This is a genomic window from Caulobacter sp. GW821-FHT10A10 (assembly GCF_059415745.1).
On sequence record NZ_JBWKNV010000002.1, the window covers coordinates 286,479 to 309,211 of the forward strand.

Below are 22,733 nucleotides of genomic sequence, written 5' to 3' on the forward strand. Positions count from 1 at the left end.
CTCAACGCTCTCCCGAAGGCTTTTCAGCCTTGCGCAGAATGTCGAGGAATTCGTCCGGGATGGGTTCGTTGACCACCTCGTCGAACATCTGGCGAAGCTTGACGCCGATGGCCTGCTGACGAAGCCGCGCCTCGTCGAGCGAGGCGGATCCCTTGCGTTGATCTTCCATGGGTACGTGTTCGATCATGTCCTCGACGCCGGTTGTGCGCAGCGTCCGCCCCCTGCGGCCGAATTTATAAATGCTGGAGGTCAACGCCAGATTCCGCATCGGGTTCCATAAGCTTGAGCGTAGAGTGCCAAAAATCGAGTTGCTGCGGAACCGTCGTCGCGCAGGGCACGTTATGCTCCCGATCGAACGGCATAGCTTTGCCGTGATGGACGACCTTTTTTGTTTCGAAGACACTCTACGGGAGGGGTCATGAGTCTTCTTGCCCGACTGGCGCCGCACCTGCCCTACGTTCGCCGTTACGCCCGTGCGCTGACCGGGGACCAGACTACCGGTGACCACTATGTCCGCGTCGCGCTGGAGGCCCTGGCCGCCGGCGAACGTTCGCTGGACGCGGCGCTGTCGCCGCGCGTGGCGCTCTATCGCGTCTTCCACGCCATCTGGCTGTCCTCGGGCGCCCAACTCGAAGCGCGTCGCGACGATATCTCTGACGACGCCTCGCAGCGTCTGCTGCGCATCGCCCCGCGTTCGCGCCAGGCGTTCCTGCTGACGGCCCTGGAAGGCTTCACGCCGACCGAGGCCGCCCAGATCCTCGATTGCGACTTCGGCGAGGTCGAGCGGCTGATCGCCGACGCCCAGGCCGAGATCGACGCCGAACTGGCCACCGAGGTGCTGATCATCGAGGACGAGCCGGTCATCGCCGCCGACATCGAGGCGCTGGTGCGCGAGCTGGGTCACGACGTGATCGACATCGCCGCCACCCGCGGTGAAGCGGTCGACGCCGTCGCCCGCAAGACCCCGGGCCTCGTTCTGGCCGACATCCAGCTGGCCGACGGTTCGTCGGGCATCGACGCGGTGAAGGACATCCTGGCCCGCCTCGACGTGCCGGTGATCTTCATCACCGCCTTCCCCGAGCGCCTGCTGACCGGCGAGCGCCCGGAGCCGACCTTCCTGATCACCAAGCCGTTCCAGCCGGAAACGGTGAAGGCCGCCATCGGCCAGGCGCTGTTCTTCCATCCGCGCCGGACCCGCCAGGCCGCCTGACCGGCGGCCTGCGAGGGCTGAAAAGGCGAAGGCCCCGGCGAGCGATCGCCGGGGCCTTTTCCTTGTCGAGCGCGCGAAGGCCTCAGTGGGCCGGCGCGGTCTTTTCGCCCGGGGCCTGCTTGGGCGCGGTCTGCACGGTCGTGCCCTGGGCGGCTTCGGCCGGGGTGTCGGCGCCGGTGTTGTGCTGGACCGAGGCCAGGTCGCCGGAGCGCATGCCCCAGGCCCCGAACAGGGCGATGGCCGCCAGCACGGTCGAGATCACCAGCACCCAGAAGATGTGGCGGCCCCAGCGGCCCTGTCGGGCGCGCGTGGCCTTCAGGGTGGGGCTGTGTTCGGTATTGATGTCGGTCGCCATGGGGACCTCCTGACTTAGTTCGCGACGGTCCAGGCCGCGCCTTTCGAGGCGGCGTGGTCGGCGTCGAGCCAGGCGGTGGCGAAATGCTGGACGGTGCCGACCGCCAGCGCCATGCCCAGCACCGTCGCCAGGGCGAGCAGCCGCGAACTCCGGGCCTGCTTGCGTCGACGCTGGGTTTCGAAGACCAGTCCGCCATGCGCGGCTTGATAGGCGCGGATCATCACGTCGCTCCCCATTCGCCCGCGATGTCGCGGGTCGAAGAAACAACGTTCCGCGCACGGCCATGTTCCAGCCGAGGCGCTCGTCGGAAGTGCGGAATGTCCGCTCGCCGGGGAGGCGAAAAATATTTCGGATTGTTGGGAACGCCGGGTGGGGGAGGTCGTTTACTCTTTGCGGAGGCGGCGACGCCCCCCCCGACTTGAGGCTGGTGAAAGCCAGCCTGCCGTCTCCGCACCCCCCTTTCTGTCATGCCTCAGGCGGACCGGACGACCGGCCCGCCTTTCTTCATGCGCAGTGCGTTGGACCAGAGGTCAGCGCTTGGGCGGCGCCTCGAGATCGATGCGCACGTCGGCGCGCCGCCGCAGGGGACGGGCCTCGCCGTCGCGGGTGATCGCGCCCGCGTCGCCGGCGGCCGAGACCTCGAACGACACCTGGCGGAAGCCGACCTTGGCCAGGGCGGCGGTGACCTCGCTGGCGCGGCGTTGCGACAGGGCCAGATTGGCGTCGGGCGCGCCGACCGCATCGGCCAGGCCCACCACGTGGACGTTCTTGGCCGTGCAGCCCTTGGCCAGGTCGGCCGCGCCGCGCAGCACCTGCCGGGCCTCGCGGGTGATCGCCGCGGAATCGCGGTCGAAATAGATCGACACCGAGAAGTCGTCACAGGCGGCCGGCAAGGCCTCGATCTGCGATCGCGACTTGGGCCACGGCCCAGTGGCGCATCCCGTCATCGTTGCTCCGATCGCCGTAGCCGCGATCCAGACGCCAGCCTTGTTCATTCGTAGCCCCTCTATGTGAACCCCGCCGATCGCGAACATGCCAAAGGCGGCCGACGCGCGTCGACCGCCTTCGAAACCCTGTTGGACGGAGCCGCCTCAGCGGGGGCTGCCGTCTTCCCAGAAATAACGACCGCTGCGCGAGTCGTAGTAGTAATACCGTCCGGCGCGCTCGTCATAGTACTGGCGACGATTGACGTTGGTGGCGCCGCAGCCGCCGTCCTCGCGGCAGCCCTTGATGGCGCCCGCGGTGCCGCCGATGGCCGCGCCGATGGCCGCGCCCGTGCCTGCGTCGCCCGCGCCGACATTGTTGCCGATCACGGCGCCGGCGAGGGCGCCCAGGGCCGCGCCGCCGGCGGCGTTGCGTTCGGTGTTGCCGGTGGCGGTGCAGGCGCTGGCGAGCAGGCCGACGCCGACCAAGGCGATCATTGTGGTTTTCATCGTGGCTCTCCGTTCGAGCGTGTCCCGGCCAGTCAAACGGAACACCACCGCTGGAAGTTCCGGCGGACGGCTCGGCTGTCGTCTTGGGAACTCCGGGGGAACCCCGGCCAAGCGCCGCCGTTAGCTCCGGACGGCGGCCGTTCGGGGCCGCGCCGTCGGGAGCCTCCATGCGCGTCGAACTGGTCGCCAACAGCGCCTCGGGATCGGTCGGACGGGACGGCCCCGCCCAGGCCGAGGCCATCCTGGCCGAGCACGGCGTCGAGGCCAGGGTCCATGCGCCGGCCGGCGGCGAGCTGGAGCCGTGCTTGACGGAAGCCCTGGCCCGCAAGCCCGACGTGCTGTTCGTGCTGGCCGGCGACGGCACCGCCCGGGCGGCGGCCGAGATGGCCGGTCCCGACGGGCCGCTGGTCGCGCCCCTGCCCGGCGGCACCATGAACATGCTGCCGCGCGCCCTCTACGGCGAGCGCGCCTGGCCCCAGGCGCTGGCGGCCTGCCTGACCCATGGCGAGGAAAAGATGATCTCCGGCGGCGAGGTGGCCGGCCGATTGTTTTTCGTCGCCGCCATCCTGGGCAGCCCCGCCCTGTGGGCCGAGGCGCGCGAGGCCGCGCGCCAGGGCCGGGCGGACCTGGCCATCATGCGCGCCCAGCGGGCCCTGCGTCGGGCTTTCTCGAGCCGCCTGCGCTACGTGCTGGACGGCCGGCCCAAGGAGAAGGCCGAGGCCCTGACCCTCATGTGCCCCCTGGTCTCCAGCGCCCTCGACGCCGACGAGCGGGCCCTGGAGGCCGCCGCCCTCGATCCGACCAACGCCCTCGACATCTTCCGCCTCGGCGTGAAGACGGTCACCGGCGACTGGCGCAACGACCCGGCCGTCAGCGTCCGGCGCTGCCGGATCGGCCGGGCCTGGGCCGGCGGGCGGATCCCGGCCATCCTCGACGGCGAGCCGGTGCGGCTGGATGACCACGTCTCGATCCGCTTTCGACCCAAGGCCTTCCGCGCCCTGGCCCTGAAGGACGACGCCCCGTGAGCGCGCGCGAACCGACCGAGCCGGTGTCACCCGTCTTCAAGATGGTCCAGGTCTCCGACGTCCATTTCGGCGGCGAGCATCCGCAGGCGGTCGAGGCGGCGGTCGAGTGCATCCAGGCGGCCAAGCCGGACCTGGTGATCGGGGCCGGCGACCTGACCAAGGACGGCGCCCAGGTCGAGTTCGACGCCGCCCGCGCCTGGTTCGCGCGCCTGCCCCAGCCGCAGCTGCTGGCCCCGGGCAATCACGACACGCCGTTCAAGGGACCGATCGAGATCCTGGAGCGGCTGGCGACGCCCTGGCGGCGCTACGAGGCGCGCTTCGGCGACGCCGACGGTCTGTGCTTCCGCGACGAGCGGGCGGCGGTGTTCACGCTCAATTCGGCGCGCGGCGCCCAGATCCGCTGGAACTGGTCGAAAGGAGCGGTGTCGCGCTCGCAGACCAGGGCGGTGACCCGTCGCCTCGAAGCCGAGCCGGCCGGGCGGCTGAAGGTGGTGGTCTGCCACCACCCGCTGATCGAGATGATGGGCGGGCCGATGACCGCCAAGGTGCGCGGCGGGCAGGCCGCGGCCCTGGCCTTCGCCAACGCCGGCGCGGATCTCGTTTTGACCGGGCATATCCACGCCCCGTTCGTGCACGCCTACCCCTACGCCGGCGGCTGCACCCAGGCGGTGGGCTCGGGCACATTGTCGGTGCGCGAGCGCGGCGTGCCGCCCAGCTTCAACATCATCGAGGCCGACGAGACCGAGATGCGCATCACCGCCATGGCCTTCGAGCGCACCGGCTTCGTCGTCTGGCGGACCTGGGCGGTGAACCGTCGGCCCAACTGCAAGGTCGCCTGAACGCAAGAAGGGCGGGACCTTGCGATCCCGCCCTTCTCGAGGTCGGCCCTCGATCGGTCGATTAGACCGGGTACTTCCAGGCTTCGCCATCGCCTTGGGCAGCGGCGTACTGGGCGTCGGCGAACGCCCAGTTGGGCAGGGCGTCGAACCAGGCTTCCAGGAAGCCCTTACGGTTGTTCTGGTGGTCGAGGTAGTAGGCGTGCTCCCACACGTCGCAGACCAGCAGCGGGGTCACGCCCGGCTTGGTCATGGCGCCGTCGGCGTCGTGGGTCGAGATCAGCGACAGCTTGTCGCCTTCGGCGACCAGCCAGGCCCAGCCCGAACCGAAGTGGCCGACGCCCTCGGCGACGAACTTTTCCTTCAGGCCGGCCAGGCCGCCGAAGGTCTCGTCGATGGCCTTGGCCAGGGCTTCGCCCGGACCCTTGGCGTCCGCGCTCATGCATTCCCAGAAGAACGCATGGTTCCAGGCCTGGGCGGCGTTGTTGAACACCTTGCCCGGACCGGCGTCGGCGATGACGGCTTCCAGCGAGCGGGTGTCGCCTTCCGGCAGCAGGCCGTTCAGGGCGTTCACGTAAGCCGCATGGTGCTTGTCGTGGTGGAAGTGCAGCGTGTTGGCCGAGATCGTCGGCTGAAGCGCCTCGTAGGCGTAGGGCAGGTCGGGCAGCTTGAACATGGTTGCTCCATGGCGAAACGCCCCCGGAAAATGGGCCGGGGGCGGTTGAAAGCTAGACGTTGGCGCCGAAAAAACTCGGCGCCAGAAAATCAACGTCTGGGCGGTGGTTGTCTCGAAGCCATGAAGGCCTGGGCGACGGCCGCCGTGAAGGTCGGGTTCCTGAGCGCGAAGACGCCGGCCGCCAGGGCCGCGCCGATCGACAGGATCGGACGGTCCTTGACGATGTCGACGATGCGTTCGGCGAAGCCGTTCACTTCCGGCGTCGGGGTGTGGCGCACGCGCTTGGCCTCGGCCCGGTTGGCGGCGATCAGGCCGGCCACCGCGACGATGAAGGCCGTCACCGCCGCGACCACGGCGGCCGCGCCGGCGGGCGTCAGGAACGGGGCCAGCACCGCGTACAGCGCGAAGGCGGCGGCGAACACGCTCACGGCAGCGGCCGCGGCGATCGCCGCGGCCGCTGCCAGCGTCATCAGGGTCTTTTCGAAGATCACTTGTTGTGGTTGCGGCCGCCCGCGAGCAGGAGGCCCAGGAGAACGCCGACGCCGAGACCGGCGAGGGTGGCGGTGATCGGACGCTCGCGCACGCGTTCGGAGACGTACTTCTGGGCGTCTTCCAGCTGGGCGCCGGCGGTGTCGGTGTAGGTGCGGCTCTGGGCGCGCAGGGTGTCGAAGCCTTCGAGCAGGTTCTTTTCGAGGCGCTTGGCGGCGTCGGCGAAGCTGGCCTTCGCGGCCGAGGCGGCTTCGGCGAAGCTGCGTTCGGCGTGCTCGGCGGCCACGCCGGCGGCGGCCTGCGCCTTGTCGGCTTCTTTGAGAGCAGGATTCAAGGCGTTCGCGGGCATGATCTCGTCTCCGGTTCGCGGCAGGCTGTACGGGAATGCAGCGTCAAGCTGCGCCCCGTCAACGCGGAGCCCGTGCGGCCAGTTCCCATCTTAGCGTCACCGCGAAAGCTTCACCACAGAAGATCGCGTGCGAACGCCCCAATCCGGGGTGATCGCCGCTCGCGCGTGACGGGAAGGCGGTCTATGTTCGAATCATGGCGGACGCGGATGCAGAACGAGCATCGGATCAGGAGGCCCGTAGACTGCGGGCGGCGACGGCTCTGGCCGAAGCGTGGAAGGACGCCGACGATCCGCGTCTCTCACGCCTGACCCGGCTGGCCGCGCGGCTGTTCGAAGCCCCGCGCGCGGCCCTGCTGCTGATCGAGGTCGACCACATCCGCCTGGCCGGACGGGTCGGCCACGCCAATCCGACGATTTCCCGACAGACGCCGCTGGCCGACATCGTGCTGCGCTGCAGCCGCTCGTCGCAGCACGCCGACCTGGCCGGCGCCGCCTTCCTGGCCTGCGCGCCGCTGCGCGATCCGCGCGGCTTCGTCGTGGGGGTGCTGGCCGTCGAGGACGACGCGCCGCGGGGCGAGGCCTCGCCCGACCTGCTCGAAGCCCTGTCCGAACTGGCCGACCTGGCGGTCGAGGAGCTGATCCGCGGCGCCGACCAGGCGCGGGCCGAGGCCGAGCGCCTGCTCGACGGTGAACGCCTGGCCCTGGCCCTGACCGCTGCGCGCTTGGGTGAGTTCGAGTGGAACGTCAAGACCGACCGCCTGCGCATCAGCGAGCGCATGGCGCGGATCAGCGGCATTCCCGCCGGCGAGATGCCCGCCGAGGAAGGCAAGGCGATTTGGCCCTACGTCCATCCCGACGACCGCGAGATGACCCGCGACGACCTGCGGGCGCAGCTGCACGAAGGCGGCCGCTACGAGGTGGAGTATCGCCGCGCCGCCAGTCCCGACGGTCGCGAACGCTGGAGCCGCGGCTGCGGCGTCATGGTGCAGGACGGGGAGGGCAAGCCGGACCTGCTGATCGGCGTGGTCCAGGACATCACCGACCAGCGCGAGGCCGACGAGCGGCGCGACAACCTGGTGGCCGAGCTCGACCACCGCATCAAGAACCTGCTGGCGGTGGTGCAGTCGGTCGCCGCCCAGTCGGCCCGCAAGAGCTCGTCGCTGGACGCCTTCCTCAAGACCTTCGCCGCGCGGCTGAAGTCGATGAGTTCGGCCCACGACCTGATCAGCGCCGCCCGCTGGCGCGGGGCCACCCTGGGCCGCATCGCCGCCGCCGAGCTGGGCGGCCTGGCCCCCAACCAGACCCGCTGGGACGGGCCGGAACTGTTCCTGACCCCCCGCGCGGCCGCCGCCCTGTCGCTGGCCCTGCACGAACTGGCGGTCAATGCGGTGAAGTACGGCTCGCTATCGACCGAGAGCGGCCGGGTCGAGATCGTCTGGCGTCGCTCGCCCGACGGCGGCTTCAGCCTGGAGTGGCTGGAGACCGGCGGTCCCGTGACCAATCCGCCGACCACCCGCGGCTTCGGCGCCACCCTGGTCGAGGACGTGGTCGGCCGCGAGCTGGGCGGCGAGGCCAAGATCGACTACCGCCGCAGCGGCGTGTCGGCGATGATCCACGCCGCGCCGGCCGCCCTGGCCGACGGTCCCGAGCCGGAGCCGGCCGAGGTCGAGCCCGAGCGCATCGTCGAGACCATCGGCGGCGGCGACGAGAACTTCCGCGCCGGGGCCATCGCAGGCCTGAAGGTGCTGATCGTCGAGGACTCGCTGCTGCTGGCCATGGAGCTGGAAGCGGGCCTGGAGGACAGCGGCGTCGAGGTGGTCGGCTGCGCGGCCGAGCTGGGCGAGGCCCTGGCGATGCTCGAGCAGGAATTCGACGCGGCCGTGCTCGACGCCGACCTCAACGGCCAATCGGTCGCCCCGGTGGCCGAGGTGCTGCGCAAGGAAGGCCGGCCGTTCGTGTTCGCCACTGGCTACGCCGACAAGGCCGCCCCGATGGGCTTCGACGCCCCGATCGTGCGCAAGCCCTACAACGTCCACCAGATCGCCCGGGCTTTGGCCTCGGTGACGGGGCGGGGGTAGGCTGATTTCCTTCTCCCCTTGCGGGAGAAGGTGTCAGCGTAGCTGACGGATGAGGGGTCTCTCAAACTTGGGACGCCTCGCCCGGCCTGGCCGCTGCGCGCGGCTTTCAGTTCTGAGAGACCCCTCACCCGACCTCCTTCGGAGGCCACCCTCTCCCGCAGGGGGAGAGGGGAATTACTTCCGGATCCGCATCAGGCATTCCTGCGCCACCGACGCCACCAGCTTGCCGTCGCGGCTGAACATCTGGCCGCGCACAAGGCCGCGGCCCTGCGAGGCGCTGGGGCTGTCCTGGGAAAACAGGGTCCAGTCGTTGAAGTCGAAGGGGTGGTGGAACCACATGGCGTGGTCGAGGCTGGCGGCCTGCAGGCCCGGCGTCGTCCAGATCAGGCCGTGCGGGCGCAGGGCGCTTTCCATGAAGGCCATGTCCGAGGCGTAGGCGAGGGCGGCCTGCTGCATGCGGATGTCCTCGCCCAGCGGGGCGACGGCGCGCATCCAGACCTGCTTTTCGCCCGACTTCTTCTCGGGCTTCACCGGGTTCTGCGGATCGATCCAGCGCAGGTCCACGGGGCGCGGGCGTTCCATGAAGGCCAGCATCTTGGGATGGATCTGGTCGCCCAGGCTGCGCAGGTACTCGGCCTCGGTGGGCAGGGTCTCCGGCGCGGGCACGTCCGGGGCCTCGAACTGGTGCTCCAGCCCGACTTCCGGCGTCTGGAACGAAGCGGCCAGGTTGAAGATCTGCTCGCCGTGCTGGATGGCGGCCACCCGGCGGGTGGTGAAGGTGCCGCCGTCACGGGCCCGCTCGACCTCGTAGAGGACGGGGGCGTTCACGTCGCCCGGGCGGATGAAATAGGCGTGCAGCGAGTGGCAGACGCGGTCGGGCACGGTCTTGTAGGCCGCCGTCAGGGCCTGGGCGATGACCAGGCCGCCGAAGATCCGCGGAAAGCCGTCATTGGGGCTGATCCCGCGGAACAGGTTCACCTCGATGGCTTCGAGGCTTAGGATTTCGGCGAGGTTCTCGGGCGTCTGCATGGTGCGCTGCGATAAGCTTCACGGATCGATAGGGCAAGCATGCCCATAGCGTCAGCCTTGTGCCGCATGGTCGCGGCGCCCATCCTTGCGGCATGCCGCCTATCGTCCATCACCCCGCCTTCCGGGCCGAAATGCCGCCCGGGCACCGCTTCCCGATGGACAAGTTCTCGAAGCTGGCCAGCCTGCTGGAGGCCGAAGGGCTGGCGGGACCGGAGGGTTTCCACAAGCCGGAGTTCGCGCCGCTGGAGGTCCTGCGCCTGGCGCATACGGACGATTACGTGCGCGGCGTGGTCGAGCTTTCCCTGCCGCCCGACATCGTGCGCCGCATCGGCATGCCCAACAGCGACAGCGTGGCGACCCGGGCCCGAGCCGCCACCGGCGGCACCATCCTGGCCGCGCGCCTGGCGCTGGAACACGGGATCGCCTGCAACACCGCCGGCGGCAGCCATCACGCCGAGGCGGCTTCCGGCGCCGGGTTCTGCGTGTTCAACGACGTGGCGGTGGCCGCGCGGCTGCTGCAGGCCGAGGGGCGGGTGAGCCAGGTGCTGGTCGTCGATCTCGACGTCCACCAGGGCGACGGCACGGCGCGGATCTTCGAGGACGACCCCAGCGTCTTCACCTTCTCGATGCACGCCGAGAAGAACTTTCCCCACCGCAAGGCGACGAGCGATCTCGACATCGAACTGCCCGACGGGACGGACGACGCCGCCTATCTGGCGAGGCTGGACGCGATCCTGCCGGACCTGCTGGCGCGGGTGGAGCCCGACCTCGTCTTCTTCAACGCCGGGGTCGATCCGCATGCGGACGACAAGCTGGGCCGGCTGTCGCTGACCAACGCCGGCATCGCCGCCCGCGAGGCGCGGGTGCTGGGGGCGTGCCTGGCGCGCGAGATCCCGGTCGTCGGGGTGATCGGCGGCGGCTACGACCCCGACCTCGACCGCCTGGCCGACCGCCACGCCATCCTGCACCGCACGGCCGCGATGCTGGCGGCCAAAGAAAAAGGGCGGCCCGTCGCCGAGCCGCCCCTCCCTTACGCGTACTGAGGTTCAGGCGGCTTAGAAAGCCGTCTTGAGGCTGAGCACCGCCGCGCGCGGGGCGCCCACATAGGCGTAGGTGCGCGCATAGCCGAGCTGGCCCGGGGTGGCGCTGGTCTGAGTGCCCGACAGGTTGCCGTAGTAGAACTTGTCGAACAGGTTGGTGACGTTCAGCTGGATGTAGGAGTTCTTCCAGCCGTCGCCGCCCAGGTCGTAACGGACGTCGGCGTCCCAGATGGTGTAGTGCGGCACCTTCTGGTCGTTGACGTCGGTCATGTAGCGCTCGCCGACGAACTTGCCCTGCACGCCGATCTGGAACTTGCCGATGTCGTAGGTCAGACGGCCCGAGAAGGTCCATTCCGGGGTTTCGACCAGCTGCTTGCCGGCGGTCTTGGCGTAGCCCGTGGTGGTGACGCTGTTGACCGTGACGGCGGTGTACAGGTTGTCCTGCAGCTTGGCGTCGGTGTAGGCGGCCGACACGTAGCCGGTCAGGTGCTCGTCGATCTGCCATTGGGCCTGAGCGTCCACGCCCTTGATCACCACCTTGCCGACGTTGCGGTCGATGTAGGTGCTGGTGTCGTTCGGGTCGACGGTGCTGACGATGCGGTTCTTGATCTCGGTGTTGTAGGTGCTGATCGAGCCCATCACGTCGGCGACGCGGAAGCGGTAGCCCACCTCGTAGGTCTTGCCGGTTTCGGGTTCGGCGTCGCCCAGGGCGCCGGTGGTCGTCAGGGTGTAGAGGTTGTCGACCTTCGGCGCCGACAGCTGTTCCGAATAGCTGCCATAGACCGTGCTGCTGTCGGTCACTCGGTACGACAGGCCGATGTTCGGCAGCACCGCGTCATAGGTGCGGCTGGCGTCGAACGGCGTGAAGTAGGTGGTCGACGAGGTGCCGAACTTGACCGCCGAGGCCACCGCGCCCGAGGCCTTGGCCGAGGTGCTCGAAGGCGTCTGCGAGGTGCAGTAGTAGGTGCTCGAGCCGGCGCGCGAGTAGCAGTACTGGTGCAGTTCGCGGTCCAGGGTCGGCAGGCGCACGCCGATGTTGGCGATCAGGCGCTCGTCCAGGAATTCGCCGCGATATTCGATGCTGAACTGGTTGAAGGTGGCGACCGAGGCGCGGTTGCGCTTCTGGGCCACTTCGCCGTCGGCGTTGAGGATCGCCGTGCCGTAGCCGTCCTTGCCGCTGAAGACGTCGGTGACCGAACCGTCGCTGTTGAGGGTGCTGTATTCACCGGTCTGGCGGGTGTGGGCTTCGTCCCAGGCGTAGGCGAAGCGCAGACGGTGGTGGTCGTTGATGTCCCAGATCAGCGACGTGTTGAGACCATAGCGGCGGGTGTTGGTGTTGCTGGGCGAATAGACCAGGACCGTGTCGCTGGTGTCGCCGTCGCCATTGAGGTCGACGCCGGTGGTTCCGGCGGCGTTCAGCAGCTGCATGGACTTTTCCGACAGGCTGGTCGTGCCGCCGCCGTTGGCCATGGTGTAGTTGAACGACGGGTCGATCGTCAGCTTCAGGTTCGGCAGGATCGAGTAGCGCGACTGGCCGCGGATGGTGCCGGTGTTCGACGGGTTGATCCGCACGCCGTAGTAGTTTGAGCCGGCCGTGGTCGTGTAGTCGTAGTCTTTGCCGTAGGTCGCCACGTCGCCAGCCACCGAGTAGTCGGCGTTGGTCAGGTAGGGCGCGTAGTAGCTGTTGTTGCGGTTTTCATTGTAGTTGAAGTTCACGGCGACGAAGTCGCCCGGCTTGACCAGGTCCTGCTCGATGCGGGCGTTGACCTGCTTCTTCTCGAGCGTGCCCGGGCCCTTGAACTTGTCGTACTTCTGATAGCTGGCGGAGATCCAGGCGCGAGTGCCGAGCGGGCCGAACTCGCCGGTCTGCAGCAGGCCGAAGACGCGACGGTAGTTGTCGGTGCCGACGCCGGCCTTGGCGACCACGCCGAAGTCCTTGGTGGCCTTCAGGGTGGTGTAGTTGATGACGCCGGCGGTCGCCGAGGCGGTCACGGAGTCGGCGTCGGTCGAACCGGTGTTGACGTTGGCCTGCTGGATCAGCTCGGCGTCGACCTGCTGGTTCGAATAGATGGCGTAGTTGCCGCCGTCGTTCAGCGGCACGCCGTCGACCAGGAAGCCGATGTGGGCGCCGTCCTGGCCGTGCAGGCGGATGCTGCCGCCCGACGAGCCGTACGGGTCGCTGTTCGAGAACACGACGCCGGGCACCAGGTTCAGCGACTGCAGCACGGTCTGGCCGTCCTGCTGGCGGTTCAGGAACTCGTTGGTGACCGTGTACTTCGCCTTCGGCGCGGTCTCGGCGACCATCGTCCCGTCGATGGTCTTCGGACCGGTGGCGGCGGTGACGACGACGGCGTCGAGTTCCGTGGTGGCGGTGGATTGGGCGTAGGCGCCGGCGGCCGAAAGCAGGCCGCTGAACAGCGCCGTCGTGGCCAGACAGGCCAGCTTGGTCTTGTTCATCTCTAAGATTATCCCCTTGCCCGCGGCAACTTTTGCGAAGTGCAAAGTAAGTCCTTGCGGGATCGAGACTTTTAGAGACCGTAATTCAATGTTTGATGACGATATTCGAGCGAATATGGGGTCGAAAACCGGCGATATTGCTGCATCGGTGATGCAAAAGAAACGGTTCGATATTTGCAGAAATAGGTAAGTATCAGTTTATTTCGAATCTATTCTATGGCGCCGAATATTGCGCCATGCCCCGCCGGGTTTGTGCCGGCGGAGCTACGCGGCGGTCACTTAGAAGCTCGGCGACAGCGAGCCGGCGACGATGACGAGCGGCAGGACGGCGAGCACCAGGCTGGCCAGCGAAGCGAAGGCGTTGTTCGAGAAGGTCATTGTTCTGATCCCTGAGTTGTTCCCCGGCGCGACGTCCGCGTCCGGTGAAAAGGGGTATAGGCCGGGCGAGGGATGAACACCCGTTACCTATGCGTCATGACGCCGTTTTAAGAAACTATCTCGCGCGTAATGTGCATTACACGGGATTAATGTTGGCGCTTCTGGGTAATTACCTGGATGATTATTGCGATCCTGGCCGACGGCGGCGCGGCGCCGTCTTGCGCCGCGCCGCCGCCTGGAGGGCGGATCAGTCCTCGGCTCCGGTCAGCAGGAAGTGGCCGCGCAGGGCCGCGATCGGGGCGGCGCGCTGCTCCTGCCAGGCCTCGACATGGACGTTGGCGATCCGCCGGCCGACCTTCTTGATCTGGGCCCGGGCGTAGGTGGTCAGCGGCCGGCCCGAGCGCAGGTACTCGATCGAGACGTCGATGGTGCGCGGCTGGCGCTTCAGGGTCTCGGCGATCGACAGCTGGGCCAGGGCGGTCATCTCCATGAACGCTCCCAGCACGCCGCCATGGATGGCCGGCAGCATCGGGTTGCCGACGATGTCGGGCGAGAACGGCAGGATGGCGGTCATCTCGTCGCCGGCCAGCTCGGCCTTCATGCCGATGAAGCGGGCGTAGGGAATGGCGCCGAGCACGGCGACCAGGCGGTCCTGGGCTTCGCTCACTGGCCGCCCTCCTTGTTGTCCGAAGGCTTGCTGGAGTCCTGCTTGCTCGAACCGGGCGGCTTGAGATTGGCGCCCGCCTTCTTGCCGGCGCTGGAGTCGAGCATGAAGGCGGCCTGGGCGGCGGCGATGGGATCCTCAGGATCGGTCTCGTAGGCCACGGCCCGCACGAAGGCGACCGAGCGGGTCAGCTTGTAGCAGTGGGCGCGGGCCAGGATGTCCTTCCCCGGCTCGGCCGGCCGCATGTAGTCGATGCGCAGGTCCAGGGTGGCGATCGAGGTCCAGGTGCTCATGGCCGCGTGCACCGCCTGCCCCGAAGCGTGGTCGAGCAGGGTGGTCACCACCCCGCCGGCGATCACCCCGGTCTCCGGGTCGCCGACCAGCTCGGTGCGGTAGGGGACCTTCAGCACCGCGACGCCGTCGCCGATGTCGAGGGTGGTGAAGCCCAGGGCCTTGGCCTGGGGACTGCCTTCGTTCATCGCCTTGGCGATGAGGCGGTGCTGCTCGTTCAGATCCGTCTCGCTCATGCCGTTCTCTGGTCTTGGAGGGATAGGCTTACAGGATCGCGCGTTGTCTTATCCAGCCGTGATCAAGCCGCAGGATCTTCTCTGTCCGAAGCCCGCCGGGCTCTACTGCCCGCCCGGCGACTTCTATATCGACCCGGTCCGTCCCGTGGACCGGGCGGTGATCACCCACGGCCATTCCGACCACGCCCGCGCCGGCCATGGCCATGTGGCGGCGACGCCGGAGACCCTGGCGATCATGGCCGAGCGCTACGGCGAGGACTTCGCCGTCGTCAGCCGCCAGGCCGTTCCCTATGGCGAGAGCATCACGCACAACGATGTCGAGGTGACCCTGGTCCCGGCCGGCCACGTACTGGGCTCGGCCCAGGCGGTGGTGCGCTGGAAGGGCCTGACTATCGTCGTCTCGGGCGACTACAAACGCCGCCGCGATCCCACCTGCGCGGCCTTCGAGCCTGTGCCCTGCGACGTCTTCGTCACCGAGGCCACCTTCGGCCTGCCGGTCTTTCGTCATCCCGACGACAAGGGCGAGATCGCCGCCCTGCTGAAGTCGGTCGAGCAGTTTCCCGAACGCGCCCACATCGTCGGCGCCTACGCTCTGGGCAAGGCCCAGAGGGTGATCAGCCTGCTGCGCGAGGCGGGATGGGACCAGACCATTCACGTGCACGGCGCCATGGAGCGGCTGAACCGGCTCTACGAGGCCCATGGCGTGAACCTTGGTCCGCTGGCGCCGGCCACCACCGAGCGCGGCAAGGCGGGCGACTTCGCGGGCGCCATCATCATCGCCCCGCCCTCGGCCCTGGCCGACCGCTGGAGCCGGCGCTTTCCCGACCCGGTCGATTGCTTCGCCAGCGGCTGGATGCGGGTGCGGGCCCGCGCCCGGCAACGGGGCGTGGAGCTGCCGCTGATCATCTCCGACCACGCCGACTGGGACGAGCTGACCGACACCCTCGCCGAGCTACGGCCCGGCGAGGTGTGGATCACCCACGGCCGCGAAGAGGCCCTGGAGCGCTGGTGCGCCCTGGAGGGCATTCCCGCCCGCGCCCTGCGCCTCGTCGGCTACGACGAGGACGACGGGGAATAGGGCGGCCGGATCAGGAGATCAGGTCGGGACCCGATGGCGGCGGGGAGCCGCTCTTGGTCTTCTTGCCGCCGCCGCCGAACTTGTTGCGGAACCAGGTCACCAGACCGCCGAAGGCGGCGATGATCAGCACGATCCCCTTCTTGCCGAAGGCGATCAGCAGGGCCAGCAAGCCGAACTTCTTGGCCGCGGCCACGCCCGCGCCGGCGGCGATCAGGCCGGCGACGCCGAACTCGGCGACCTTGTCCTCGCCCTGCTTGAAGTCGGCATAGCGCGAGCCCTGGTCGAACTGGGCGGTGGCGGCGATGCGGCCGGACATCTCGTGCAGTTCGGCCAGCGACTGCGGCGCGGCCACGGCGTTGAGGCTGATCACGCCTTTGCGGCCCAGCACGCGGATGTCGTAGTTCAGCGAGTGGGCCTGGCCCTGGCCGATCGACAGGTCGCGCGCCCAGATCAGCACGTGCTTGCCCGCGTCGTAGCTGGGGCGCTCGGCCCAGCCGGCCAGGTGGATGGTCTGGTAGCCGGCCTTCTCGCGCTCGGCGTTGGCGTCGTCCTCGCCCGAGCGCAGGTCGACCAGCAGCTTGTCGTAGTCGGTGGTCTTGGCGTCCTTGTCCGAGACGTAGCCCACGTCCTCGTATGTCACCACCACGCCCCAGGCCGCGTCGTCGAGCGGCTTGTAGCGGCTGGAGAAGATCATCCCCAGTACGCCGTCGGCGGCGTCGGGCGGGTTGCCCCAGCCCTCGGTCAGCACCCGCCGGGCGGCGGCGGCGTCGAGGAAATAGAAGTCGGTCCCCAGGTCCAGGGTCGCATGGGCGTCGGGAATGACGACGCTGCCGGTGCGGCGGGGCAGACTGTCCTGCCAGCTGATGTCGGGCTTGCCCGCGACGACGTCCTGGTCGGCGGCCAGGGCGGCCGTGGGCAGGACGATCGCCGGCAGAATAGCGGCGGGCAGGGCGACCGAAACGACGGCCGCGGCGGTAGTCGTGAAATGACGCATGAATTGTTCCCCCGAACGTACTAGCGCTTAGCTATAGCCAGGCCGAGGGCGTCGGCAAGGGGGAGGGGACCATGGCGAAAGGCATGATGCGGCTGGAGGCGGGCGAGGTGGTCACGACGCTGGATCACCTGCACGCGCGGATCTCCGAACGGTTTCCGGCCTCGGGGCTGTCGCGGGTGTGCGCGCGGCTGACGGCGACGGCGCGGGAGACGGCGAGGCGGGCGCGGCGGCTGTCGCGGCCCTATCTGGCCCTGCGCCTGCCGGTGGCGGCGATCGTCCTGGCGGCCCTGGCCCTGCCGACCTGGCTGATCGTCCGCACAGACTGGCTGGCCGGCCTGCGCGGGACCGACGTGCTGCACGCCGCCGAGGGGCTGGAGCCGGCGGTGAACCTGGCCCTGCTGTCGGCCGGCGCGGTGTGGTTCCTGCTGTCGCTGGAGGCCCGCTGGAAGCGCGCTCGGGTGCACAAGGCCCTGCACGAACTGCGCTCCTTCGCCCACGTGGTCGACATGCACCAGCTGACCAAGGATCCGACCCTGGTGCTGGGTCCGCGCACGGCCTCCTCGCCCGCGCGGGAGATGAGCCGCTTCGAGCTGGCCCGCTATCTCGACTACTGCGCCGAGATGCTGGCCCTGACCGCCAAGCTGGCCGCCCTCTACGCCGGCGAAAACGACGACCCGGCGATCCTGGCGGCGGTCAACGACATCGAGACCCTGACCTCCGACCTTGGCCGCAAGATCTGGCAGAAGATCATGATCCTGGGCCAGCTGGACGAGGCGAAGGCCTGAGGCTCACACCACCTTGAACGTGCCCCGCGCCCGCGCCACCGGCTTGCCGTCGGCGAGGACCGTGGCCTCGGCGTAGCAGAGGCTCTTGCCGGGCTTGATGAAGTCGGTGTCGAACGCCAGCCATTGGCCAAGGCTCGGCGCGGCAAGATAGTCGACCCCCAGCGAGACGGTGACGAAGCCGTTGAAGGCCAGGCCCTCGCGGCGCATCCGAACGCCACACGACAGGCCCATGGCGTTGTCGGCCAGGGCGGCGATCAGACCCCCGTGCGGTCCGCCGCGCGAATTGGCGTGGACCTCGCGCGCCTCCAGTCCCAGCACCCAGCGGTCGTCGCGCACGTCGGCGTAGATCGGCTCCCAGGGCGCGGTCAGGGGGCTGGCGCGGGTGTGCGGGACGAAGGGGTCGGGCGGCTGGAACGTCATGGTCGTCTCCGGGGCCAGGCTCTCAACTGGAGTTAAACGAATGTTTGAATTTCATGCAAGCCGCGCCATGGCTTGAACCTGCGTCCGGGCGCGACATTCTCTTTCCATGCGCGCCTTCGCCCATCTTCTCGACCGCCTGTCGCTGACGGCCTCGCGCAACGCCAAGCTGACCCTGATCGAGGATTTCCTGCGCGGGACGCCCGATCCCGACCGCGGCTACGCCCTGGCGGCCCTGACCGGCGCCCTGTCGTTCGACGCGGCCAAGCCGGCCTTCATCAGGAAGGCGGTCGAGGCGCGGATGGACGCCCAGCTGTTCGCCTGGTCCTACGACTATGTCGGCGACCTGGCCGAGACCGTCGCCCTGGTCTGGCCCGCGCGGCCCGGCGCCAACCGCGAGCCGGAGCTGTCGGAGGTGGTCGAGGCGTTGAAGGCGACCTCGCGGGCGCAGGCTCAACAACTGATCGAGGGCTGGCTCGACGCGCTGGACGCCGACGGCCGCTGGGCGCTGCTCAAGCTGATGACCGGCGGCCTGCGGGTCGGGGTGTCGTCTCGCCTGGCCAAGCAGGCCTGCGCCAATCTCGGCGGCGTGCCGATCGGCGAGATCGAGGAGGTCTGGCATGCGATCGCGCCGCCCTATGGCGATCTCTTCGCCTGGCTGGAGGGTCGCTCGGAACGGCCCTCGCCCGACGCTCCGGGCCGCTTTCGGCCGGTGATGCTGGCCCAGGCGATCGACGAGGCCGTGGACTTCGCCAAGCTCGATCCGGCCGCCTACGCCGCCGAGTGGAAGTGGGACGGCATCCGCGTGCAGGCGGTCAGCGAGCGTGGCGAGCGGCGGCTCTACACCCGCACCGGCGACGACATCTCGGCGACCTTTCCCGACGTGCTGGAGGCGCTGGACTTCGAGGGCGCGCTGGACGGCGAGCTGCTGGTGATGCGCGACGGCGCGATCGCCAGCTTCGGCGATCTCCAGCAGCGGCTGAACCGCAAGACGGTCGACGCCAAGCTGATGGCCGCCTATCCGGCCGGGATCCGCGCCTACGATCTTCTGCTCGACGGGGAGGAGGATCTTCGGGCCTTGCCCTTCGCCGAGCGCCGCCGGCGCCTGGAGGCCTTCGTCGGTGGATTGAAGACGACGCGGATCGACCTGTCGCCGCTCCAGCCCTTCGAGACCTGGGAAGGACTGGCCGCCCTGCGCGCCGATCCCCCGGCCGGCGATCCGGCCATCGCCGAGGGCCTGATGCTCAAGCGCTGGGACAGCGCCTACGAGCCAGGCCGCCCCAAGGGGCCGTGGTTCAAGTGGAAGCGCGACCCGCATCTGGTCGACGCGGTGCTGATGTACGCCCAGCGCGGCCACGGCAAGCGGTCGAGCTTCTATTCCGACTACACCTTCGGCGTCTGGCGCGAGGACGAGACCGGCGAGCGCAAGCTGACCCCGGTAGGCAAGGCCTATTTCGGCTTCACCGACGAGGAGTTGAAACAGATCGACAAGTTCGTCCGCGATCACACCGTCGAGCGGTTCGGGCCGGTGCGCTCGGTGCGGGCCGACCTCGAGTTCGGCCTGGTGTTCGAGGTGGCGTTCGAGGGGCTGCAGCGCTCGACCCGCCACAAGTCGGGCGTGGCCATGCGGTTTCCCCGCATCAACCGCATCCGGTGGGACAAGCCGTCGCGGGAGGCGGACGAACTGAGCGCTTTGGAGCGGATGCTCGAGGCTTGATCATGCGGATCAACCTTCGGTATCGCTTTTCTCTCGTGCGCGGCCACTTGTGCGCGGCGTAAACTCCGCTAAGCGGGCTTGGGTGCGCGGCGTCCAGTATGAAGCCGCGTATCGGGCGAGTTGGGGGTAGGTTTGTGAAGTCGGTTGCCTTTCCGCTGGCGAAGGCGTTGCGGGCCTGCCGGGCGCATTTCTTGGCGGCGGCGATCTTCAGCGCGCTGCTCAATTTGCTCTACCTGTCGCCCACGCTTTTCATGCTGCAGGTCTATGATCGCGTGGTGCCGACCAGCGGGCGGCTGACCCTATTCTATCTGACGGTGGTCGTGGGTCTGGCCCTGGCGACCCTTGCGGCGCTCGACCTCGTGCGCGCGCGGCTCCTGAGCCTGGCGGGACTGCGACTGGACCGCCTGCTGGCTCCCACGATTCTGCGACGGCTGATCGCCAGTCGCAGCGCCTCGGCCCAAGGCGCCCGCGACTTCGACATGCTGCGTCAGGCGCTTTCAGGCCCGACAGCCTTGGCGATCCTCGATGCGCCCTGGGCGCTGATCTATGTCGTCATCGCCTTCTTCGTTCACCCGGCGATCGGCGCGCTGGCGCTGGTGGGCTCGATCTCGCTCGTCGCGCTGGCCCTGCTCAACGAGCGGGCGACGCGAGCGCCGTCGGCGGCGGCAAGCCAGGCGCAGACCGCCGCCTACCTTGCCCAGGACGCCTCCGCCCGCAACGCGGAAGTGGTTCGAGCTCTCGGCATGCAAAGCGCCATGGTGGCGCGTCAGATGGGCCAGAGGGCCGCCGGCCTCGACCTGACCGTCCGTGCCCAGGCCGCGGGCGGCGGCTATGCCGCCACGACCAAGTTCGCGCGCTTGGCGCTGCAGTCCCTGGCCTTGGCCCTCGGCGCCTGGCTGGCGATCGAGCGGCAGATCTCCGCGGGCGCCATCATCGCCTCTTCGGTGCTGATCAGCCGGGCCCTCCAGCCGGTGGAGCAGATCGTCGGGGCCTGGGCCGTCGTCAACCAAGCCCGGACCGCGCTGTCGAACGTCACCGCCCTGCTCGACGCTTCGGAGGATCGTCCAGGCGGGATGCTGCTGCCCGTCCCCAAAGGCGACCTTCAGCTGGAGCAGGTCGTCGTCCAGGGGCGGGAAGGCTCCCTGCTGCTTCGTGGCCTGTCGCTGACCCTCGCCCCCGGCGAGATCCTCGGCGTGATCGGTCACAGCGGCGCCGGCAAGAGCACCCTCGCCCGCGTCGTCGCCGGCGCCCTGGTTCCCGACAGCGGGACGGTGCGCATAGACCAGGCGAGCTACCAGGATTGGGAGTCCGACAAGCTGGGCCGCTTGATCGGCTACGTACCCCAGGACCCGTCGCTGATGGCGGGTTCGGTGCGCGACAACATCTCGCGCTTTGTGGGCGCGATCGAGAACGACGCGGCCCTGATCGACGCCGAGACGGTCAACGCCGCGAAGGCGGCCGGCGTCCATGAACTCATACTGCGGCTGCCGAATGGCTACGATACCGAGTTGGGTCCGGCCGGACGCGGGCTGTCGGCCGGCCAGGCCCAGCGTATCGCCTTGGCGCGTGCGCTTTACGGTGCTCCGCCCCTGCTGGTTCTGGACGAGCCCAATTCCGCGCTCGACGCGGAGGGCGAAAACGCCCTGGCAAACGCCTTGATCAACGCCCGCAAGCGCGGCTGTGCGATCATTCTCATCGCTCACCGGAGCGGAATCCTGGGGGTCGTCGATCGACTGGTGGTTCTCCGCGAAGGCCAGATCGAGGCGATCGGGCCGCGTGACAAGGTGGTGGCCGAACTCAACGCCCGGGCTGGCGCCCAGAAGTCGAAGGCGGTGATGTCGTGAGCCGCGCCGTCGTCGAGCCCGCAAGCCCTCAGCCCATGATGTCCGACGATCCGTCCCGCACGATCGCCGCCGGAGCGTGCGTCGCGGCTCTGTTCTTCGTCGGCTTTCTGGGCTGGGCGGCGCTGACGCCCTTGGACGCCGGGGCCTATGCGCCGGGGATCATCGTCGTTTCCGGCAATCGGCAGGCGGTGCAGCATCGCGAAGGCGGTGTCGTCACCGCCCTAAAGGTCCAGGAGGGGCAATCCGTCCGCCAGGGGCAGGTGCTGCTGGAAGTGTCGGACAGCGACATTCGGGCGACCGAGCGCGGTCTGGCGGGCGAAACCCTGACCCTGTTGGCCCAGCGCGCGCGGTTGCTGGCCGAGCGGGATTCCCGTCCAACCTTCTCCGCTCCGGCGACCTTCGCGTCGCTTTCGCCGGAGGATCGAGCGCTGGCGAACGAGGCGATGAAGCTGCAGCAGCTGCAGTTCCAGGCTCGCCGTCAGGCCCTGGAAACCCAGCGCGGGGTGCTCAGCGCGCGGGTTCTCCAACTCAACGAACAGGCCAGCGGATCCGAGCGCCAGCTCAAGGCCAACCTCGATCAGCAGAAACTGATCGAGGAGGAGTACGACGGGGTCAAGGCGCTGGCCGACAAGGGCTATGCGCCAAAGACCCGCCTGCTGGCGCTCAAGCGGGCGGAAGCGTCGCTGGAAGGCGAGAGCGGGGCCCACCGCGCCCAGATTGCCCGCACCGGCGAAGCGGTCGGCGAGACGCGCCTGCAGATCATGTCGCTGCAGCGCGAGCGCTCGGAAGAGGTGGCGGGCCAGCTGCGGGACATCCAGGTCCGGCTCGACGATCTCCAGCCCAAATGGGTCGCCGCCCGCGAGCAGCTGGGGCGGGCGCTGATCCGCGCCCCGGCGGGCGGAAGGGTCGTGGGTCTTTCGGTCTTCACGGTCGGCGGGGTGATCGCCTCGGGGCAGACCTTGATGGAGATTGTTCCCCAGGACCGCGACATGGTCATCGAGGCGCGGGTCTCGACAGCCGACGCCGACGACCTGCGGCTGGGGCTGGAAACCCAGGTGCGTTTCAGTTCGCTGCACGAGCGCAACCTGCCGATCCTCTCGGGGGTGCTCACCAAGCTGTCGGCCGACAGCTTCACCGACGAGAAGACCGGCGCGGGCTACTTCAAGGCCGAGGTGAAGGTGCTGCCGGGCGAGATGGCCAAGATCGCCGCCATCCGCGGCCAGCAGTCGGGCGTCCAGCCCGGCCTGCCGGTCGAGGTGATCGTGCCGTTACGCCGTCGCACGGCCCTGGACTATCTCGTCGAGCCCCTGGTCCAGACCTTCTGGCGAGCCGGTCGGGAGCACTGAGCTCGC

General features: G+C 68.9%; 25 protein-coding genes. 10 read left to right on the top strand and 15 right to left on the bottom strand.

Annotated elements, in window-relative coordinates; translation table 11 throughout:
• Nucleotide 1: 1 nt before the first annotated feature.
• Nucleotides 2–187 (bottom strand): anti-sigma T factor NepR, encoded by a 186-nt coding sequence (gene nepR, locus AC07NS_RS06220; RefSeq protein ID WP_110118974.1) that lies wholly within the window; start codon nt 185–187, stop codon nt 2–4.
• Between the two features lie 231 nt (nt 188–418).
• On the opposite strand from nepR, the gene phyR reads away from it, so the two are divergent.
• On the top strand, nt 419–1,210 hold the full coding sequence (phyR, locus tag AC07NS_RS06225; protein WP_116489161.1) for an anti-anti sigma factor/receiver protein PhyR: 792 nt from the start codon (nt 419–421) through the stop codon (nt 1,208–1,210).
• A gap of 82 nt (nt 1,211–1,292) precedes the next feature.
• Here phyR and AC07NS_RS06230 read toward each other — a convergent pair whose 3' ends face one another.
• The 4 genes from AC07NS_RS06230 to AC07NS_RS06245 all read right to left on the bottom strand — a co-directional run bounded on the left by AC07NS_RS06230 (nt 1,293) and on the right by AC07NS_RS06245 (nt 2,998).
• Complete coding sequence (locus AC07NS_RS06230) at nt 1,293–1,565, bottom strand: hypothetical protein (protein ID WP_494602228.1); 273 nt, start codon at nt 1,563–1,565, stop codon at nt 1,293–1,295.
• 14 nt (nt 1,566–1,579) lie between these two features.
• Nucleotides 1,580–1,786, bottom strand: a complete 207-nt coding sequence (locus tag AC07NS_RS06235; protein ID WP_487288871.1) for a hypothetical protein — start codon at nt 1,784–1,786, stop codon at nt 1,580–1,582.
• A 309-nt stretch (nt 1,787–2,095) separates the two neighbouring features.
• On the bottom strand, nt 2,096–2,512 hold the full coding sequence (locus AC07NS_RS06240) for an OmpA family protein (RefSeq protein WP_494602229.1): 417 nt from the start codon (nt 2,510–2,512) through the stop codon (nt 2,096–2,098).
• A 144-nt stretch (nt 2,513–2,656) separates the two neighbouring features.
• A complete protein-coding gene (locus tag AC07NS_RS06245) occupies nt 2,657–2,998 on the bottom strand; it encodes a YMGG-like glycine zipper-containing protein (RefSeq protein WP_494602230.1) in 342 nt (113 codons plus the stop codon).
• 167 nt (nt 2,999–3,165) lie between these two features.
• Between AC07NS_RS06245 and AC07NS_RS06250 the strand changes: the two genes are divergently transcribed.
• Nucleotides 3,166–4,023 carry a diacylglycerol/lipid kinase family protein gene (locus AC07NS_RS06250; RefSeq protein ID WP_494602231.1) on the top strand — a complete coding sequence of 286 codons (858 nt, stop codon included), beginning with the start codon at nt 3,166–3,168 and terminating at the stop codon, nt 4,021–4,023.
• Nucleotides 4,020–4,862, top strand: a complete 843-nt coding sequence (locus AC07NS_RS06255) for a metallophosphoesterase family protein (RefSeq protein ID WP_494602233.1) — start codon at nt 4,020–4,022, stop codon at nt 4,860–4,862. The genes AC07NS_RS06250 and AC07NS_RS06255 overlap by 4 nt, the downstream gene beginning before the upstream one ends.
• 61 nt (nt 4,863–4,923) lie before the next feature.
• On the opposite strand, the gene AC07NS_RS06260 is transcribed toward AC07NS_RS06255, so the two are convergent.
• From AC07NS_RS06260 to AC07NS_RS06270, 3 genes are all read right to left on the bottom strand, one after another.
• Nucleotides 4,924–5,535: a superoxide dismutase gene (locus tag AC07NS_RS06260; protein ID WP_494602234.1), complete on the bottom strand. Its 612-nt coding sequence runs from the start codon at nt 5,533–5,535 to the stop codon at nt 4,924–4,926.
• An 89-nt stretch (nt 5,536–5,624) separates the two neighbouring features.
• Nucleotides 5,625–6,005: a hypothetical protein gene (locus AC07NS_RS06265; protein WP_494602235.1), complete on the bottom strand. Its 381-nt coding sequence runs from the start codon at nt 6,003–6,005 to the stop codon at nt 5,625–5,627.
• Nucleotides 6,006–6,022: 17 nt separating this feature from the next.
• Nucleotides 6,023–6,373, bottom strand: a complete 351-nt coding sequence (locus AC07NS_RS06270) for a hypothetical protein (protein WP_494602237.1) — start codon at nt 6,371–6,373, stop codon at nt 6,023–6,025.
• A gap of 194 nt (nt 6,374–6,567) precedes the next feature.
• Here AC07NS_RS06270 and AC07NS_RS06275 point away from each other — a divergent pair, with 194 nt between their 5' ends.
• Nucleotides 6,568–8,451 (top strand): HWE histidine kinase domain-containing protein, encoded by a 1,884-nt coding sequence (locus AC07NS_RS06275; protein WP_494602238.1) that lies wholly within the window; start codon nt 6,568–6,570, stop codon nt 8,449–8,451.
• Between the two features lie 174 nt (nt 8,452–8,625).
• Here AC07NS_RS06275 and AC07NS_RS06280 read toward each other — a convergent pair whose 3' ends face one another.
• A complete protein-coding gene (locus tag AC07NS_RS06280; RefSeq protein WP_494602239.1) occupies nt 8,626–9,480 on the bottom strand; it encodes an acyl-CoA thioesterase in 855 nt (284 codons plus the stop codon).
• Nucleotides 9,481–9,572: 92 nt separating this feature from the next.
• Here AC07NS_RS06280 and AC07NS_RS06285 point away from each other — a divergent pair, with 92 nt between their 5' ends.
• Complete coding sequence (locus AC07NS_RS06285) at nt 9,573–10,523, top strand: histone deacetylase family protein (protein WP_494602240.1); 951 nt, start codon at nt 9,573–9,575, stop codon at nt 10,521–10,523.
• A 12-nt stretch (nt 10,524–10,535) separates the two neighbouring features.
• On the opposite strand, the gene AC07NS_RS06290 is transcribed toward AC07NS_RS06285, so the two are convergent.
• From AC07NS_RS06290 to AC07NS_RS06305, 4 genes are all read right to left on the bottom strand, one after another.
• Nucleotides 10,536–12,977, bottom strand: coding sequence for a TonB-dependent receptor (locus tag AC07NS_RS06290; RefSeq protein ID WP_494602242.1), 2,442 nt, complete (start codon nt 12,975–12,977; stop codon nt 10,536–10,538).
• A gap of 279 nt (nt 12,978–13,256) precedes the next feature.
• Nucleotides 13,257–13,355, bottom strand: coding sequence for a hypothetical protein (locus tag AC07NS_RS06295; protein ID WP_233245198.1), 99 nt, complete (start codon nt 13,353–13,355; stop codon nt 13,257–13,259).
• Nucleotides 13,356–13,602: 247 nt separating this feature from the next.
• A complete protein-coding gene (locus AC07NS_RS06300; RefSeq protein WP_494602243.1) occupies nt 13,603–14,022 on the bottom strand; it encodes a PaaI family thioesterase in 420 nt (139 codons plus the stop codon).
• The gene (locus tag AC07NS_RS06305) at nt 14,019–14,546 is read right to left on the bottom strand and encodes a PaaI family thioesterase (RefSeq protein ID WP_494602244.1); all 528 of its coding nucleotides are present in this window, start codon (nt 14,544–14,546) and stop codon (nt 14,019–14,021) included. The genes AC07NS_RS06300 and AC07NS_RS06305 overlap by 4 nt, the downstream gene beginning before the upstream one ends.
• 43 nt (nt 14,547–14,589) lie before the next feature.
• Here AC07NS_RS06305 and AC07NS_RS06310 point away from each other — a divergent pair, with 43 nt between their 5' ends.
• Entirely contained in the window at nt 14,590–15,624 is a 1,035-nt protein-coding gene (locus AC07NS_RS06310; protein ID WP_494602245.1) for a ligase-associated DNA damage response exonuclease, read from the top strand.
• Between the two features lie 10 nt (nt 15,625–15,634).
• On the opposite strand, the gene AC07NS_RS06315 is transcribed toward AC07NS_RS06310, so the two are convergent.
• Nucleotides 15,635–16,618 (bottom strand): DUF2167 domain-containing protein, encoded by a 984-nt coding sequence (locus tag AC07NS_RS06315; RefSeq protein ID WP_494602247.1) that lies wholly within the window; start codon nt 16,616–16,618, stop codon nt 15,635–15,637.
• Between the two features lie 71 nt (nt 16,619–16,689).
• On the opposite strand from AC07NS_RS06315, the gene AC07NS_RS06320 reads away from it, so the two are divergent.
• Entirely contained in the window at nt 16,690–17,403 is a 714-nt protein-coding gene (locus tag AC07NS_RS06320; RefSeq protein ID WP_494602248.1) for a hypothetical protein, read from the top strand.
• A 3-nt stretch (nt 17,404–17,406) separates the two neighbouring features.
• Here the strand turns inward: AC07NS_RS06320 and AC07NS_RS06325 are convergent, their stop codons facing one another.
• The gene (locus AC07NS_RS06325; RefSeq protein ID WP_494602249.1) at nt 17,407–17,823 is read right to left on the bottom strand and encodes a PaaI family thioesterase; all 417 of its coding nucleotides are present in this window, start codon (nt 17,821–17,823) and stop codon (nt 17,407–17,409) included.
• A 106-nt stretch (nt 17,824–17,929) separates the two neighbouring features.
• On the opposite strand from AC07NS_RS06325, the gene AC07NS_RS06330 reads away from it, so the two are divergent.
• The 3 genes from AC07NS_RS06330 (at nt 17,930) to AC07NS_RS06340 (ending at nt 22,727) form a co-directional block, all read left to right on the top strand.
• A complete protein-coding gene (locus tag AC07NS_RS06330) occupies nt 17,930–19,537 on the top strand; it encodes a cisplatin damage response ATP-dependent DNA ligase (RefSeq protein WP_494602251.1) in 1,608 nt (535 codons plus the stop codon).
• 134 nt (nt 19,538–19,671) lie between these two features.
• Nucleotides 19,672–21,381 (top strand): type I secretion system permease/ATPase, encoded by a 1,710-nt coding sequence (locus tag AC07NS_RS06335; protein WP_494602253.1) that lies wholly within the window; start codon nt 19,672–19,674, stop codon nt 21,379–21,381.
• On the top strand, nt 21,378–22,727 hold the full coding sequence (locus AC07NS_RS06340; RefSeq protein WP_494602254.1) for an HlyD family type I secretion periplasmic adaptor subunit: 1,350 nt from the start codon (nt 21,378–21,380) through the stop codon (nt 22,725–22,727). The genes AC07NS_RS06335 and AC07NS_RS06340 overlap by 4 nt, the downstream gene beginning before the upstream one ends.
• Nucleotides 22,728–22,733: the final 6 nt, after the last annotated feature.